Source organism: Francisella sp. Scap27, from assembly GCF_013394105.1.
GTDB classification, from domain to species: Bacteria; Pseudomonadota; Gammaproteobacteria; order Francisellales; family Francisellaceae; genus Francisella; species Francisella adeliensis.
This window is the reverse complement of the sequence record NZ_CP041326.1, coordinates 1,308,862-1,325,796: the sequence shown is the minus strand read 5'-3', so window position 1 is coordinate 1,325,796 and position 16,935 is coordinate 1,308,862. Positions and strand designations below refer to the sequence as shown.

Below are 16,935 nucleotides of genomic sequence, written 5' to 3'. Positions count from 1 at the left end.
TCTAAATATATTAAGTCTTTAACTGAGAACAAATAACCTGCTACATATAATTGCAACAATTTATAGCGACTGCTATTCTAAAATAAAATATCTAATTTTATACTGTTATGAATCAACCAGAAATCAAATACCTAAAAGACTATAAACCAAGCAACTATCTTATAGAAGATACATACCTAACATTTGACCTTGATGAAACTAAAACCATTGTGACATCTAAGATAAACATCACTGCAAATCCTGCAAATAGAGAAAGCAACACTTTAGTTTTAGATGGTAATGCTCTGAAACTAATATCAATCAAGATAGACAATAAAGAGTTGCCTACAGCAGAATATAAAATTCACGACAATCAACTAACTATAGAGAACGCTCCTAATGACTTTGTACTAGAAACGGTTGTAGAAATTAATCCTACTGCAAATACTTCTCTTGAAGGTTTATACAAATCAGGGGATGTTTTTTGTACTCAGTGTGAAGCAACAGGGTTTAGAAATATTACATACTACTTAGATAGACCTGATGTTATGGCATCATATACTGTCAAAATAATCGCTGATAAGAAAAAATATCCTGTAATCCTTTCGAATGGCGATAAAATTGAATCCGGAGATATTTCAGACACTCAACACTTTGCAGTATGGAAAGACCCTTTCAAAAAACCATGCTATCTATTTGCACTTGTAGCAGGAGATTTAGCAAGTATCAAAGATACTTATACTACAAAGTCACAACGAAAAGTTAGTCTTGAGATATATGCGTTTAAGCAAGACATAGATAAGTGCCATTATGCGATGCAAGCTGTTAAAGACTCTATGAAGTGGGATGAGGATAGATTTGGGCTAGAGTATGATTTAGATACTTTTATGATAGTAGCAGTACCAGACTTCAATGCAGGGGCTATGGAGAATAAAGGTCTGAACATCTTTAATACTAAATACATCATGGCTAGTGATAAAACTGCTACTGATAAAGATTTTGAGCTAGTACAAAGTGTTGTGGGGCATGAATATTTTCATAACTGGACAGGTGATAGAGTTACTTGTAGAGATTGGTTCCAATTGAGCTTGAAAGAAGGTTTGACAGTATTTAGAGACCAAGAGTTTACTGCTGATTTAAACTCAAGAGATGTTAAACGAATTGATGATGTTCGTATAATTAGAAGTGCTCAGTTTGCTGAAGATGCTAGTCCGATGTCTCACCCTATTCGCCCAGAATCATATATCGAGATGAATAACTTCTACACTGTAACGGTTTACCATAAAGGTGCTGAAATTATTAGAATGATTCATACTCTACTAAGGGAAGAAGGTTTCCAAAAAGGTATGAAACTATACTTTGAAAGACATGATGGACAAGCTGTTACTTGTGATGATTTTGTAAATGCTATGGCAGATGCTAATAATTGTGATTTCAGTTTGTTTAAAAGGTGGTACTCTCAATCAGGTACTCCAAATATTAAAGTTACTGAAAACTATGATGCACAAAGCCAGACTTATAGTTTAACTTTAGAGCAAACGACGCCATCAACTGCTGATAAGAAAGAAAAACAAGCTCTGCATATACCTGTTAACATTGGGCTTATAACGCCTAAAGGTGAAAATATCGCTGAGCAAGTAATTGAGCTGAAAGAGCAAAAGCAAACTTATACATTTGAGAATATTGCAGAAAAACCTATAGTTTCTTTATTTAGAGATTTCTCAGCACCTGTGAAAGTTGAGCATAAGCGTTCTGAAGAGGGGCTGTTGCATATAGTTGAATATGATAATAACGCTTTTAATCGCTGGGATTCTTTACAGCAGTTAGCTACCAATATGATTTTGAATAATGCTGATGTAAGTGATGAGTTTTTGAATGCTTTTAAATCAATCCTGCACGATAAAGAATTAGACAAAGCTCTAATTAGTGATGCTCTTTCTATCCCAAGTGAGTCTACAATTGCAGAAGCAATGCCAACTATTGTCGTTGATGATATTGTGCTATCACGCAAAAAAGTTATGAATCAGCTCGCAGATAAACTAAAAGATGACTGGTTAGCAGTATATCAACAATGTAATGACAACCAACCATACAGCCTATCAGCCGAACAGATTGCTAAAAGAAAGCTAAAAGGAGTATGTTTGAGTTATCTAATGAATGCTAGCAACCAAAATCAAGGTACAGAATTAGCACAACAATTATTTGATGATGCTGATAATATGACAGACCAGCAAACGGCATTTTCAGCATTATTAAAATCTAATGATAAGCAAGTTCGTGAGAATGCTATCAATGAGTTTTATAGTCGTTGGAAACATGAAGATTTAGTTGTAAATAAATGGCTAGTATCTCAAGCTCAAATATCTGATGATTCAGCGCTAGATATCGTTAAAAACTTGGCTAGTCACCCAGCATACAACGCTAAAAACCCTAATAAAGTTTACTCACTAATAGGTGGTTTTGGAGCTAACTTCTCGCAATATCATCGTAAAGATGGCTTAGGATATGCTTTCATGGCGGATACTGTGCTAGAGCTTGATAAAATTAACCACCAAGTTGCTGCTAGAATGGCTCGTAGCCTAATGAGCTGGAAACGCTATGATGCAGATAGACAAGCTATGATGAAACAAGCTCTTAAGAAAATCAAAGCTTCAAATCCTAGTAAAAATGTCTTTGAAATTGTTAGTAAGAGTTTAGAGTTGTAGTTGTTTGTATATTTATTATCAACCTTATTTTCATAAGATAAGTAAGTAGGTTACTTTGTTTAGTAGCTAGTTATTTATCTTTTAAAGAATATTCAAAAATTTAATAGTTTATTGTAAGTTTATTTATGGAATATATTTTTGGATGCATTAGAGCTTAACATTATGCTAAGCAAGTGTCCCAGTGAGCGATAACGAACGAACTTAGACACTTTGTTTTATAACTATTCGAATTTCCTTTTTATTCGCCTAAATAATTCAGGCAGGTTAATCTTAAAGCCATTACCCTTATATTCACTAATTGTTATTAGACCATTTAGTGCTTTTTCTTGGTTTGATTTTTCTTTATCCGCGGACTCAAGCAAAACTCTATGCTTATAATCAATAACACTTAAGTTCTCGATGGTAGAATCTTTGGTCTGAATAATTGAATGCGCTAAAATCAGTTGTGACTTTAAGTGGTAAACATTTGACATTAATTGCTGAACACCAATGTCACTGTAGTTCTTTGATACTAATTCAACATCAGGCATTTCAGGCAAAGACAAGTAAATATTTAATGCATCTCTTATTTGTGAGAGGGCCTGTGAAGGGTCTTCAGGAGTTACAGTAAATAAAGTGGATTGAGCCTCAGTTTCTATTGTTGTTTTCGCATTTAATCCCAAATCCTCAAGAAATTTTGAAAAATAGACTAAATACTGTTCACAAGGAACCTGAATATCTTTAGGAAAATCGAACACACTAGTTATTGAATTTTGCCTAGCTTCAACTAATAAGGAATTAATAGTACCAGATATTAATCTGGTAAATATTTCTAGTAATCCCTCATAAACATCGCAAATATTCTTGTTTCTATCAATGAAATATTGCTTAACTCCAAATCCATTATTAATAATTTCTGGATCCTCTAAATGAAATGCTACTGATTCAGTTTTTCTGCATAAGTTTTCCAAACTATCCACCATTCTCATGAGGCTAAATGGCTTTTCCCAATTATCTGTATCTGCTTGTACTTCTATATAGGCGAACGGTGCAGTCTCATCGAAATAATCTGTAAACCTTATAGTTAATGTTCTAATGCCGTCGATCCAATCAAAATCATGATTATCTTCGAATGTGAGCGGTAGCTCTAATGACTCTATAGTTTCATCAAATTCGCTTACTTTATACTTAAAGACTTTTTCCAGTTTGTCGGAATCAACATAAATTTTGTAACTCTTTTCTTTTTGCCAGTTCCAAATATATGTATATCCAATAGCTTCACTATCTAAAAAAACCGTGTATTTCTCTTTTCCTGATTCAGCTTTCTCTAACTCTATCTTCATTCTTATATTTTCAATTGCATTGAATAACAGCTAATACATTAATTCTAAGCTATATTACTAATCTAGCAATAAAAAACAACATAAAACTTATCACCATTAATAAGTAGATTGTACACATACATTTATGTGTATTTTATTGTAAGTTCTTTATGGAATATATTTTGGACTATGTCAAAGGGCGTATTATAAGAATGTATATCTTTGGATGTATTAAGTTTTAATAACGTCGCGAGCAGGGGCTCTCCACTTTGCCTTGTTATGTATCTATTCATCACTCTTAAATCGAAGCCTGACTTGTCCAGAGCGGAGCAAGTATACTCCAAGAATGATGTAAAGAACATACTCTACTCCCATGATTAAGAAACGTCTGTCACCACCGCCAAATGCATTGAAATCGACCGTCTCAACAAAACAAAGCGTAGCTAATGTTGCATACATAACGATTGAAACGAAAGGAGTGTATTGCCAACGAGTTAAATAGCCAAAGACAAATATTACCCCGGTTGATAAAATTAACAACCAATGCAGGAACTGCACTCCTGGAGGAAAGTTTGAGTCTTGCAAGCCAAACGCTACTGCAGGTACAAAATATTCAATGGACCCGAGGATTCCCCACACTATCAACCCTAGTTTTATGACGATGAGAACATAAATAAAACTCTTACTCATTCGTAAATCCTCCTATTCATTAATTGATATATAACGCTAGGGTATAATAGGTGCAAGCAAAAACCAATTGTTTTTTGTCCTTATTTAACAGCTTGTTAGGCTACGATTTCGGTAACAATTTCAGTTTTCACTGAGTTAGCAATGAAGCATTGCTCATGTGATTGATGGTGCATTTTTTCAAGTTGCTCCATCGTTGGTTTTTTATCACCAGAAAACTGAACATGTGGTCTAAGCGTAACTTTAGTCATTGAAGTTTTACCATCGCCATCTTTCTCCATAATACCAACAGCATCGTCTATATATGAATCTACAACATATCTTCTTTTTGCTGATATTGATAAAAAGAACAACATATGACAACTAGAAAGAGACGCGACAAATGCTTCTTCTGGGTCTACATTTGCTTCAACGGAATAAGGTAAAGGAACTACATGAGGTGAAGAAGAAGCTTGAACGGTTACACCGCCATCAAAAATCCACTCATGCCCTCGACTATATTTGTTATCAATATAACTTTCGCTACTATCTCTAACCCAATTGATTTTGGCAAAATACTCTGACATTTAAACTCCGTTTATAAAAGTAGGCTAACAACTGCTCATGCATTAATTATAGTTATTTATAAACGAAGTAACAGTGTAATCAGATTAAAAAAATAACATAAAGCCTACCAACTATTTATAAGTAGATTACAAACATACATTTATATGTATTTTATTAGCTTTCACGACCTTATAATCTATAGTGCCTTACGGCAATTTCTCCAAATTTTAACACCGCATTAAGGTGCGCAGCACCCCGGCACACGTTGTGGAGCATTTATTAAACTCATTGTTATACTACTGGCTTGCTATTTTAACAGTTTCGATACATAAGGAACATTCCTTAGCCTATCTTCCCACGGCAAACCATACCCAACAAGTAAGTCATCATTTGCCATTTCATATGCGTAAAACTGTGGTACAGTTATGTCTACACGGCTTGGTTTAACGAACAACGTGGCAATTGACAGAGAGTTCAATTGGTAATTATCTTGAATATGAGTTACCAACCTTTTCATTGTACCACCTGACTCAATGGCATCATCAATCATGATAACGTCTTTACCATGAATCGAGATATTTTCATGAAACACTATCTTAGACTGGTTATTGCTATCTCCCGGTGTATGAGGACATGAGATATAGTCCATTTTAATATTAAATTCCAGTTTACGAACCAAGTCAGCTGTAAACAAAATACCTCCAGGAACAACAGTAATAACGACAGCGTCACTAAACTGGCTGTTTAGTTTATTAGCAACAACTTCAACACCGTCTTGAATCTGCTGTTCACTCAAGACCAATTCACCAATATGTGAAGAACTCATATTTAGTTCCTACTTCCAATTTGTAGCATAGAGAAGTCAATTATAATCTCCTTTTCACCTCCGCGCTCATTTATAGCTGAGCAAAAATCGAAAATGGCTTGAACATTACATTCGGGCGGAAATTAATAAGTGACACGCACTCTCTTTAATGCCTAACAATAGTTAATATACTAATTATAACCATACATTAGATACTCTGACAGTGTAATTAGCAGGGTAATTGCACCAAAAACATGTTCTCTGTTTGATCTTCAAAAAATATCTAAAATAAAACTATATTTTTATAGTCTCACCAACTCTTAAAATCAAAGCGTTTTCTTGACCATATTTTTGATCTTCTGCAGCTTGCTTAAACCTTTTAGGAGGCTCAAAAAAAGGTTCTGGTGTCAACCTAATAGTTCCCCAATGCATACCTATCGTTTTTGTAGCTTTGATATCTTTAGCTATTTGAACTGCTTCTTCTGGGGTAGCATGTACAGAGCACATAAAATCACGAGGTTCATATGCTCCTATTCCTATCAAAGCTAGATCAAAGCCCTCTTCTTTTTCACCAATTTCTTTGAAAATTTCACCATAAGCGGTATCACCTGAAAACCATATCTTTTTGCTTTTATTTTTGATTGAGAAACTAGCCCATAGCGTTTTATTTCTATCAAATAACCCTCGACCAGAAAAATGAACACAAGGTAAACAACCTATAGTAATGTCATTTATATCAATTTGTTGCCACCAGTTCATTTCAGTTACATGATTAAACCCTCTTTTGATAAAAAAGTTACTAAGCCCAAGAGGTACTATCACTTTGATATTTTCTTTATTTGGAAAGTTTTTTATAACCTTTGAATCTAAATGATCATAGTGATTATGACTAATGATAATCGTATCAATCTTTGGAAGCTCAGTTAAGTCTAGAGGAGAGCTTATCTCTCTCTTTGGACCTAAAAATCCAGGTCCAGCATTTTTACTCAAAAAAGGATCTGTAAGGATAAAACAATCATTAAGCTTAATCAAAAAAGCAGCATGCCCTAACCAAGTGATACTATAGTTATCAGCATTATTCAACTGCTCTAAAGCTTGTTGTTTTGGCAAAATATGATCTTTGGGGAAAACTTCTTTATGTTTCTTAAACATCGAAGAAAAAACAAATTTCAAAAGATCCTTACTTCCTCCTTTACGCACAGGACTACCTGTAGGATTAGAAAATCTTTTTTTAGTATAATTATTATTGATAGAGATAACTTTTACCACAATGTATATTCGGCTGTATAAAGTTATTTTACATCAGAAATAGTTATGAAAACTATAAACTTTCAAAATCATATTCAGATTTACAGATATTTTGATTTAGACTTGTGATATTTAAGCTTGAAGTAGCCAATGACTTTAGTTTATGAAAAATAGCCAATCAACTATATCTGCTTCATAATGTTAAGATCAGTGGTGAGCATGAGGGGTAACAGGTGTTAAAGTGATGCTTTCTGAAGCCTTCATTGTATAGTTATTATTGTTTTTATTAGGATCAAGAAAATGTAAAGCGTATAGCCCTACCAAAGCACTTACAGGTATTACAGCTATTGCAAGATAATCAGAAATTTCACCTGCTAAGTAGAAGCACACAAATGGTAATAATCCACCAAATACTCCATAACCAACATTATAAGCCAAAGCAAATGCTGTATAGCGGATCTCTTTTGGTAAACACTCTGCGAAAATAACCATGATATTACCGTAGAATACACCAAAAACAATTGCCATAGCCACAAAGAATAATATCAGTAATTCATTATTCATCTTATATAACTGATATATTGGTAAAGACAGCACAAGCATTAATATCAAACCAAATGTTGTTACGCTTTTAATACTGAAGTATTTTGTTAGTCTTACAGATATATGACAAGCTATAAGGAAAACGATTATGCTTATTGTCGTTAGAACTGATACATTTACATTTGTTTTCCCTAAAACTTGCTTAACAATATTTGGAAGCATCGTAATTTGAAAGTATGCAACAACAGACCCAGGAAAACTCAATACAAATATGAAAATAATACTTTTATAATTTTTTAAAATCGTAGAGCTAAGCTTTATATTGCTCGCTACTGGTTTTTCTTCTTCATCTTTACTGTGCTTAATAAAGAAAGATATGATTACTAGAATAATAGCTATTGCAAAAAGTATTCTCCAACCACCGTTAGCCATTGATTCTTCAGGAATAAAATATCCTATAAGTTGGAAGCTTACTATTGCTAGCAAAACACCTCCCATTGCACTAGTAACAAAATTAACACCTGCTTTTGATTTACCATACATTGTACTCTCGCTCTCAACAAGTATCACAAGTGATCCACTAGATTGACCACCGATTGCTATACCTTGTGATATCCTAAAAATTACTAATATTAATGGTGCAAATATGCCAATAGTTGCATAAGATGGCAAAAGTGCCATACCTACGGTAGGAACCCCCATAAAGAATGCGGCTAAAGCTAGAGCAGTTGTCCTACTTTTTTTATCTCCAATATAGCCAAAAATTAATCCGCCAATTGGACGAGCTAAAAACCCTGCTGCAAATGCACCAAATGCTGCTAAAAAGCTAGCAAAAGGACTACTCAACTCAGGAAAGAATGCATCTCCAATATATACCGCACAAAACGAGTAAACCGTAAACTCGTACCACTCAGCTGAGCTTGCTAGTAAAACTAAAAATTTTTTCATGAAAATTCCATTTATAAATACTGTCTATAACTAATTTATAATATAAAAAAATAAATAAATACAGTATCTTATGTCTCATCTGCGTTGCGTTTTTTAGCACACAAGATTTGTTTTTAGTTATTTTTATGAGCATTTTAATTGTTTATGATGATAGTTATAGATATTTGTAAAATTAAAAAAGGTTTATAAAAATGACTAAAAAAAATGTAGGTATTATTGGTCTAGGCAATATGGGTTATGGTATGTGCTGTTCATTATTGCGTCATAAGTTTACTGTTATAGGAACAGATCTTGATGTAAGCAAGAAAGCTGCAGCTAAAGAGATAGGTGTTGTTATAGCTGATGATGTTAAAGAGTTGTGCTCTAAAGCAGACATAATCATCTTATCACTACCAATGTCTAAGCATGTCCAACAAGTAATTGAAGGTCCTGCAGGTATTATTAAAAATGCAAAACCTAATACTCTTATCATCGATACTTCAACTTCTGAGCCAGAAATTACTCGCCAGCTGGCAAGTAAACTAAGTAGTTTTGGTCACCAATTGTTAGATTGTCCTGTAAGTGGAGGTCCTGCTGGAAGTAAAAGTGGTACTATGCTGATGCTAGTTGGTGGTGAAGAGTCTGCTTTTAAACGTGCTGAAACATATTTGGATGCTCTAACATCTAAAATCATTTATTTAGGTAAATCTGGTAATGGCAATATAGCAAAACTTATTAACAATCTTTTGTGTGCTGCACATCTTGTTACTACCTCAGAGGCTGTAGCACTAGGTGAAAAGGCAGGTCTTGATGCTGAAAAACTAATAGAAGGCTTGAATGCTGGTTCTGGTAGTAGTGCGATAAGCCAAGTTAACTATCCTCGTTGGATTTTAAATAATGCATTTGATTCAGGCTTTACTATGCAACTGATGCGTAAAGACGTTAACCTAGCAAAAAATTTAATTGGCGAAATGGACATGAAGTTACCAGTATCTGAACAAATATCAGAAATATGGGCTCAAAGTAAGGACAATATTCCTAATGAATATGACTTTAACTGTATTGTAAATAACAACAAATAGGATTTAGACATGAGTTTGATAGTTGAAAAAAATGGCGAAAAACAGATTGAAAATTTACTAACTGATTTTTTTGGTTCTACTACATTTGGTAGTTGGGTAAACGGTGAAATAGTTCAAGGTAAAGGAGAGGTTATTGAACTAACTAACCCAGCTACTGGAAAAGTTTTTAAGTCTTACAAAGATGCTGGAAGTGATGTAGTCAATGCTGCTGCTGACTGTGCTTCCAAAGCACAAGAAAAATGGTGGGAGCTTACTGCTAAAGATCGTGCTCAACTAATGTATAAGTGCGGTGAAAGCATTCGTAATGTCTCAGATAAAATAGCAAATCTCGAAGCAATTTCTGCAGGTAAACCAATAAGAGAATGTCTTGTAGAAGTAGCTAAAGTAGCAGATATGTTTGAGTATTATGCTGGCTGGTGTGACAAAATGACGGGGCAAGTAATTCCTGTACCAACAAGCCATTTGAACTATACTCGTCATGAACCTTACGGTGTTGTCGCTCAGATCACACCTTGGAATGCTCCAATCTTCACAGCAGGCTGGCAGATAGCACCGGCAATATGTGCTGGTAATGCAGTGTTATTGAAACCTTCTGAGCTAACTCCATTAAGCTCAACTATTTTAGTTTCAATTATTGAAAAGGCTGGAATTCCAAAAGGTCTTGTAAATGTTATAAATGGTCTTGGAAATACCACGGGTGAAACAGCTATATCCAATCAAGCTGTCAAAAAAGTAGTCTTTGTTGGGTCACATAAAGTTGGTAGTATTATTGCGACACAAGCGGCAAAAAGGGTTATTCCTTGTGTTTTAGAGCTAGGTGGTAAATCTGCAAACATTATATTTGATGATGCAAATTTAGATGATGCTATTGTTGGTGCACAAGCGGCTATATTCTCATCTGCTGGACAGAGCTGTGTAGCTGGTTCTCGTTTATTAGTTCAGCGTGGTGTATATGATGAGTTCGTTAAGAGACTTGTAAGTGCATCAAATAAACTTTCTGTTGGCTTTCCTTGGGAAAAAACAACAATGGTTGGACCAATAAACAATTTAAAGCAATATAATCATGTAAATAGCATGATCGCTGATGGTGTGAAGGAAGGTGCTACCATTTCATGCGGTGGTAATAAACCTGAAGTTTCAGGTGGTGAAGAAGGCTACTTTTTACGCCCAACAGTGATTACTGGTGTTAACAACTCTATGAAGGTTGCCCAAGAAGAAATTTTTGGTCCTGTAGTTGTTGTTATTCCGTTTGATGATGAGTATGATGCTGTATCTATCGCCAATGATAGTCGCTTTGGATTAGCTGGTGCAGTTTGGACAGCTGATGTAGGGCGAGCACATAGAATGTCATCACTTGTTAAGGCTGGAACATTTTGGATAAACTGTTATAAGGCTATTAATGTTATGTCTCCTTTTGGTGGTTTTGGTGAAAGTGGGTATGGTCGTTCAAGTGGATATGAAGGTCTACTAGAATACACTCAAACGAAAAGTGTATGGGTTGAAACAGCTAAAGATTCTAGTATTAAATTTGGCTACTCTGCATAAATAATGATTTTTTAAAGAGGTATAACATAATGAGTGAATTTCAACGAGTTATAGATGCTGATAATTTATGGTGTGTTATTTTAAAAGAAGCACAATCTATGGTAGATGAGCATAAGGTCCTTTCTGAATTTTATAAAAAAAATATCATTCAACACGATAGTTTAGAGAAAGCTCTTGCTTATATTATTGCTAGTAAACTGAGTGACTCTGTAGAGTATGTTGAGGAATGGCAAAGCAATATACTAAAAATAATGCAGGAATGTCCAAATATTGCAGAATCAGCGAAAGAAGATCTGTTATGTCAGTTAATTGGAAATGCATCAATTAAGGATCATCACACCCCTTTACTATACTTTAATGGTTATCTAGCGTTGCAATGTTATCGTATTGCTCATTATTACTGGACTAAAAATAACTATACTATGGCTAGCTATATTCAAGGTAAGGTTACATCATTATTCTCTGTTGATATCCACCCTGCAGCAATTATTGGTAAAGGTGTTTTTATGGATCATGCCTTTGGAATTGTCGTTGGAGAAACAGCTGTCATTGAAGATGGTGTGACAATTTTTCATGGTGTAACACTTGGAGGAAAAGGAAAACTTCAAGGTGACCGCCACCCTAAAGTTCGTAAAAATGCATTTATCGGTTCTGGAGCTACAATCTTAGGGAATATTGAAGTTGGTGAAGGCGCTAAAATAGCAAGTGGAGCTGTCGTTATTAAACCTGTTTCAGCAGGCGATACAATGATTGGAAGTATATCAAAATCAATAAGTACAATAAATAAGTCTTAATTAAATCATCAGGAAGTAAATTTTATGAGTAAGAAAAATCATTTAGGAATTGATCATCCGCTAGTTGCTGTAAGAAGTATAGATAAAGCAGTTGAAGATTTTACCCGTTTAGGTTTCTTTATTAACCCTCGTCATCATCATCCCTGGGGTACAGATAATCATTTATTGATGTTTCCAGAGAACTTTATTGAAGTAATTAGTATATATGATGATACTAAATTAGATTTACCAAATGAAAAAGGGTTTACTTTTGGTAGATTTATAAGTGATTCTATAAGTCGTCGAGAAGGTATTTCATTGGTTGCTCTACATAGTACAGACGCACGAGAAGATCACAAATCATTAGAAAATAATAAGGTTGAAAACTTAGGTATTGTTGATTTTCGTAGAACTGCTCACTTACCAAATGGAACAACAGAGGTTTGTGTGTCTTTAGTGATGCTAATTAATAATAAATTTCCATCTATTTCACACTTTTTGTGCCATCAACATAACCCAGAAACAATATGGATGAAGGAATGGATGGAGCATCCAAATGGTGCTAACGGAATTACAAGTGTCTCGTATGCTGCTCATAATCCAGATGATTTATACTCGCATTTTTGTGGTATTTATGGAGCTGATAAAATAACCAAAAATAAACTAGGCTATATGACTGTACAAACAGATCGAGGAGTATTTGAGATTTTATCTAAACCTCAAGCTAATGAGCGTTTTGCAGGCGTTGATATCCCATTGACTGATGATCAACTTCCAAGTGGTATAGCTATTAGTGTTAGTACTAAGTCTATTAGTAAAGCTAAATCACATCTTGATAACAATAAAGTTGAATATGTTCAAACTACTGATAACTGCTTACTAATACCTGCTCACTATGCAGGCAATACTATTATCGAGATACATCAAGATACTATATAAGGAATTTATACATTATGATTTTACTAGAAAGTGAATTGCATAAAGCTATGCGTGATTGGCGACGAGACATCCATAGACACCCAGAAACAGCATATGAAGAACATCGAACTTCTGCTAAAGTGGCAGAATTACTTACTAGTTTTGGTTTAGATGTTGTAAGAGGACTAGCTATTACAGGAATTGTAGCAACATTAAAGGGTAGACTCGGTGACGGTCCTTTAATAGGTTTAAGAGCGGATATGGATGCGTTGAACTTACAAGAATTAAACACTTTTTCTCATTGCTCTCACCATGATGGAAAAATGCATGCTTGTGGTCATGATGGACATACAGCTATGTTGCTAGGGGCAGCAAAATATTTAGCGGATGCACCTGATTTTTCAGGTACTGTGGTATTTATTTTTCAACCAGCAGAAGAAGGAGAAGCTGGTGCCAAGTCAATGATTGCAGATGGTTTATTTGATGATTTTAATGTCGATGCTGTCTATGGCATGCATAATTGGCCAGGACTTGAAGAAGGTAAATTTGCGACACATAATGGACCTGTTATGGCTGGTATGGATCTCTTTGACATCACAATTATAGGAAAAGGAGGTCACGCTGGTATGCCACATTTAGGCATTGATCCTATTGCAGCTGCTGGACAACTTATTAATTCACTTCAAAATATTGTTAGCCGTGAAATACCTCCTTTAGAATCAGGAGTTATTAGTATTACAAAAATGTCTGGCGGTGAAGCCTATAATGTAATACCTAATGAAGTTACTCTATCTGGTACAGTTCGTTCATTTTCTGCTGAAATTCAAAACAAAATAGAAGATAGAATGAGGCAACAGGTAGAAAGTTTATCTTTATCTTTCGGTGCTAAAGGTAACCTTGATTATAGACGAATTTATCCTGCGACAATCAATGACCCAAAGCATTTTGAGATTTGCACCAATGTTGCAACCTCTTTAGTGGGTAACGATAATGTAGATTCATTCTCTCATCCTAGCATGGGATCAGAAGATTTTGCATTTATGTTAGAGAAACGACCAGGTGCATATATTTGGATTGGAAATGGAGTAACTAAAGATGGTGCTTCTGGACTACATAATCCTTTTTACGACTTTAATGATAATATTCTTGTTTTAGGTGCTAACTACTGGGTTAATTTAGTTCAAAAAGTATGTATCACTTCGTGATTTCAAATAGGAGAGTTAGGCTTTGAAGCATATTACTAAATTTAGGTATTTAAACAGTAAAAGACTTATATATCTTTACCAAGTTATCAGTTTAGGATCTATTAGATCTGCTGCTGATAAACTAAATATTTCACCATCATCTATAAGTCGTCAAATTTCTTTATTGGAGCAAGAACTTTCTTGCACTTTAATTCAAAGACACAATAGAGGTGTTGTTCTTACTGAAGCTGGGAAGACTGTGCTTGATTTTTATCATAAGCAACAACTTGATAAAGAAATTTGTATTTCTAAATTGCAGGCTTTACAAGGGCTACAGTCTGGACATATAAAACTATCAATTGGCGAAGGTTTTATAACAGATTTGATGATGAATTTTATTCCTGATTTTAATCGCAAATACCCCGGAATCACTATTTCTATTAGTGTTGATAGCACAAATGATATGCTGCGTAAAATTGAAACGGGAGAGTCTCATATAGCTTTAGCATTTAACCCATCTGAGAATCAAAACATTAATTCAGTCATTATTGCTGATCAGCCTGTTTATGCTATTGCCTCACCTGAGCATGAATTAGCGGCATCACAGAAGAACATCACCCTAAAGCAACTAGGTGAATACCCTATTGCATTACAAGAAAATAATTTTGGTATCCGAAGCTTACTTGCAAAAACTGAAATTAAGAAAAATGTATGTTTAAAACCTGTTTTAACCACAAACTCTATTTCGACTCTTAAGTACTTTGCTTTATCAGGTGTGGGAATTACATTTTTGCCTAAATTTGTTGTTTCTGAAGAATTAAACAGCAATAAGCTTATAGCTTTAAAAACAACAACGGAAGGTTCAATCATGGGGCAATCGCATCTACTTGTACATGCTAAGCGTGAATTACCTGAATGTTCTCATAAGTTTTTACAACTTATTAATTCTTGGATGGAAAAAAATTAAGGATATTAGAAATTATGAGTAACTACTATAAGAAAAAACCAAACCTTATATCAACCATAGCTCTTGGTATAACTTGCATGTTAGGAAGTGGATGGTTATTTGCAGCATATTATGCTGCAAAGAATACTGGACCATCAGCATATATATCGTGGATTATCGGTGCAATCTTAGCACTTATTTTATCGCTGTTATTAGCAGAGATGACATGTTCACATACTAAAGAAACGTCTTTTTTTACTAGACTTTTTACAATTAGCCATAAAAATGAAGATTTTGGATTTATAACATCAAGTGCTGCCTGGTTAGCTCTCGTTGTTACTATTGCATCTGAAGCATCAGCAACCATCCAATATTTAAGTGCGGCATTCCCTATTTTAGAACCTTATATATATGTTGATAGCAACCTTACAAATATAGGGATACTCCTTGTCATCTTAGTTTTAAGCTTATATGTTCTTGTAAATTTTTGGGGTATCCGTTTTTTAGTTAAAGTTAGCAATGTTATTACATTGTTTAAAATCATCATTCCTACTTCAACTGTAATAATTTTAATGGTAGCAGCATTTCATACTAGTAATTTCACTTCTCATGGGTTTGCACCATACGGTTATGGAAATATTTTCAGTACTGTGGTTGACTCTGGAATTTTTTACTCTTTCTATGGTTTTGCGATACTTGCTACTTTTAGTTCAGAATTAGATAACCCCAAAAGAAATATTCCAATTGCTTTAGCTGCATCAATTTTCATTATATTAGCTATATATTTAGGTTTACAGACTGCATTTATTGGTGCTTTACCTGTAGAGATGGTAGCAAAGGGTTGGGCTCATTTAGATTTCAACTCACCTTTAGCTCAATTATTATTACTTTTCCAAATAAATATATTAGCTATATGGGCAACTGTTATATATCTAGATGCTATGGTTAGCCCTTCTGGGACAGGGGTAGTATATGCTGCATCGGCAAGCCGTATGTTACAAGGCATGGCTGAGGACAATCAAGCTCCAGCATATTTTAAAAAAACACACCCTATCTATAATTTTTCTCATCGCTCTCTTATCTTCACTATTTTAGTTTGTATGGGGGTTGTTGTGTTTTTTAAGAATTGGCAAGATATTGTAATTGTTGTTACAGTTTTTCAATTATTATCAGTTGTCGCAATTCCAGTATCTTATACAAAGTTTAAATCAAATGAATCCGCACAACATAAAAGCAGTAAGCAATTTAGAGTACCTTGTGGCAAGGTCTTAAGTTACTTTATGTTTTTATTTATCACCTACATGTTAGCACAGGCAAAAGTAGAAATTTTAGTACTGGTACTAATACTTAGTCTTGTAATGTTTTTGTTTTATTCTGTAACTAGTTATAAATATAAAGCTCGAAAAGTATTGATTTCTTTAGCCTCTTCTTGCAGTATTTTCGCTTATATGGCATTTTCTATTGTTATAGGCTATGTGAATGAGTACGGAGTTTTATTACAGCCATTATATTTTTTATGTTTTATTATTACCTCAACAATTATGTATTCTTGGCTACTTTCTCAAAAGAACTACCATAAATAAATATTGCCAAAAAACATGCAGATCCCGTTGTGCAATTATTGTATAAAACTAACAGTATAAATCGTAATTATCTTAGAAGAATTACTATTTTGAAAATAGTTTCACAGAAACAAAGAAATTTTTTCTCATTTCCATTAGAATTACCCTAACTAAAATTGCATTA

At 34.2% G+C, this 16,935-nt stretch carries 14 protein-coding genes; 8 read left to right on the top strand and 6 right to left on the bottom strand.

Translation table 11 applies throughout. The annotated features are described in order from the left end of the window. The first annotated feature begins 107 nt into the window (after nt 1–107). Nucleotides 108–2,684, top strand: a complete 2,577-nt coding sequence (gene pepN / locus FLM55_RS06415; RefSeq protein WP_178948534.1) for an aminopeptidase N — start codon at nt 108–110, stop codon at nt 2,682–2,684. Nucleotides 2,685–2,905: 221 nt separating this feature from the next. Here pepN and FLM55_RS06410 read toward each other — a convergent pair whose 3' ends face one another. From FLM55_RS06410 to FLM55_RS06385, 6 genes are all read right to left on the bottom strand, one after another. After that, nucleotides 2,906–4,006, bottom strand: a complete 1,101-nt coding sequence (locus FLM55_RS06410) for a hypothetical protein (protein ID WP_178948533.1) — start codon at nt 4,004–4,006, stop codon at nt 2,906–2,908. A gap of 264 nt (nt 4,007–4,270) precedes the next feature. Continuing rightward, nucleotides 4,271–4,675 carry a hypothetical protein gene (locus FLM55_RS06405; RefSeq protein WP_178948532.1) on the bottom strand — a complete coding sequence of 135 codons (405 nt, stop codon included), beginning with the start codon at nt 4,673–4,675 and terminating at the stop codon, nt 4,271–4,273. Nucleotides 4,676–4,770: 95 nt separating this feature from the next. Next, on the bottom strand, nt 4,771–5,238 hold the full coding sequence (locus FLM55_RS06400; protein ID WP_178948531.1) for an OsmC family protein: 468 nt from the start codon (nt 5,236–5,238) through the stop codon (nt 4,771–4,773). Nucleotides 5,239–5,525: 287 nt separating this feature from the next. After that, on the bottom strand, nt 5,526–6,044 hold the full coding sequence (locus FLM55_RS06395) for a phosphoribosyltransferase (protein WP_178948530.1): 519 nt from the start codon (nt 6,042–6,044) through the stop codon (nt 5,526–5,528). A 273-nt stretch (nt 6,045–6,317) separates the two neighbouring features. Next, complete coding sequence (locus tag FLM55_RS06390; protein WP_178948529.1) at nt 6,318–7,292, bottom strand: MBL fold metallo-hydrolase; 975 nt, start codon at nt 7,290–7,292, stop codon at nt 6,318–6,320. 186 nt (nt 7,293–7,478) lie between these two features. Continuing rightward, nucleotides 7,479–8,762 carry an MFS transporter gene (locus tag FLM55_RS06385; protein WP_178948528.1) on the bottom strand — a complete coding sequence of 428 codons (1,284 nt, stop codon included), beginning with the start codon at nt 8,760–8,762 and terminating at the stop codon, nt 7,479–7,481. A 191-nt stretch (nt 8,763–8,953) separates the two neighbouring features. Here FLM55_RS06385 and FLM55_RS06380 point away from each other — a divergent pair, with 191 nt between their 5' ends. From FLM55_RS06380 to FLM55_RS06350, 7 genes are read left to right on the top strand one after another with little or no spacing between them, the layout of a single operon-like run. Beyond that, nucleotides 8,954–9,823 carry an NAD(P)-dependent oxidoreductase gene (locus FLM55_RS06380; protein WP_178948527.1) on the top strand — a complete coding sequence of 290 codons (870 nt, stop codon included), beginning with the start codon at nt 8,954–8,956 and terminating at the stop codon, nt 9,821–9,823. Between the two features lie 9 nt (nt 9,824–9,832). Next, on the top strand, nt 9,833–11,368 hold the full coding sequence (locus tag FLM55_RS06375) for an aldehyde dehydrogenase family protein (protein ID WP_178948526.1): 1,536 nt from the start codon (nt 9,833–9,835) through the stop codon (nt 11,366–11,368). Between the two features lie 29 nt (nt 11,369–11,397). After that, nucleotides 11,398–12,162: a serine O-acetyltransferase EpsC gene (gene epsC / locus FLM55_RS06370; protein WP_178948525.1), complete on the top strand. Its 765-nt coding sequence runs from the start codon at nt 11,398–11,400 to the stop codon at nt 12,160–12,162. Nucleotides 12,163–12,186: 24 nt separating this feature from the next. Continuing rightward, complete coding sequence (locus tag FLM55_RS06365) at nt 12,187–13,080, top strand: VOC family protein (protein WP_178948524.1); 894 nt, start codon at nt 12,187–12,189, stop codon at nt 13,078–13,080. A 14-nt stretch (nt 13,081–13,094) separates the two neighbouring features. Continuing rightward, complete coding sequence (locus FLM55_RS06360; RefSeq protein WP_178948523.1) at nt 13,095–14,264, top strand: M20 aminoacylase family protein; 1,170 nt, start codon at nt 13,095–13,097, stop codon at nt 14,262–14,264. A gap of 22 nt (nt 14,265–14,286) precedes the next feature. Then, nucleotides 14,287–15,210 carry a LysR family transcriptional regulator gene (locus FLM55_RS06355; protein WP_178948522.1) on the top strand — a complete coding sequence of 308 codons (924 nt, stop codon included), beginning with the start codon at nt 14,287–14,289 and terminating at the stop codon, nt 15,208–15,210. A 14-nt stretch (nt 15,211–15,224) separates the two neighbouring features. After that, a complete protein-coding gene (locus FLM55_RS06350) occupies nt 15,225–16,772 on the top strand; it encodes an APC family permease (protein ID WP_178948521.1) in 1,548 nt (515 codons plus the stop codon). Nucleotides 16,773–16,935: the final 163 nt, after the last annotated feature.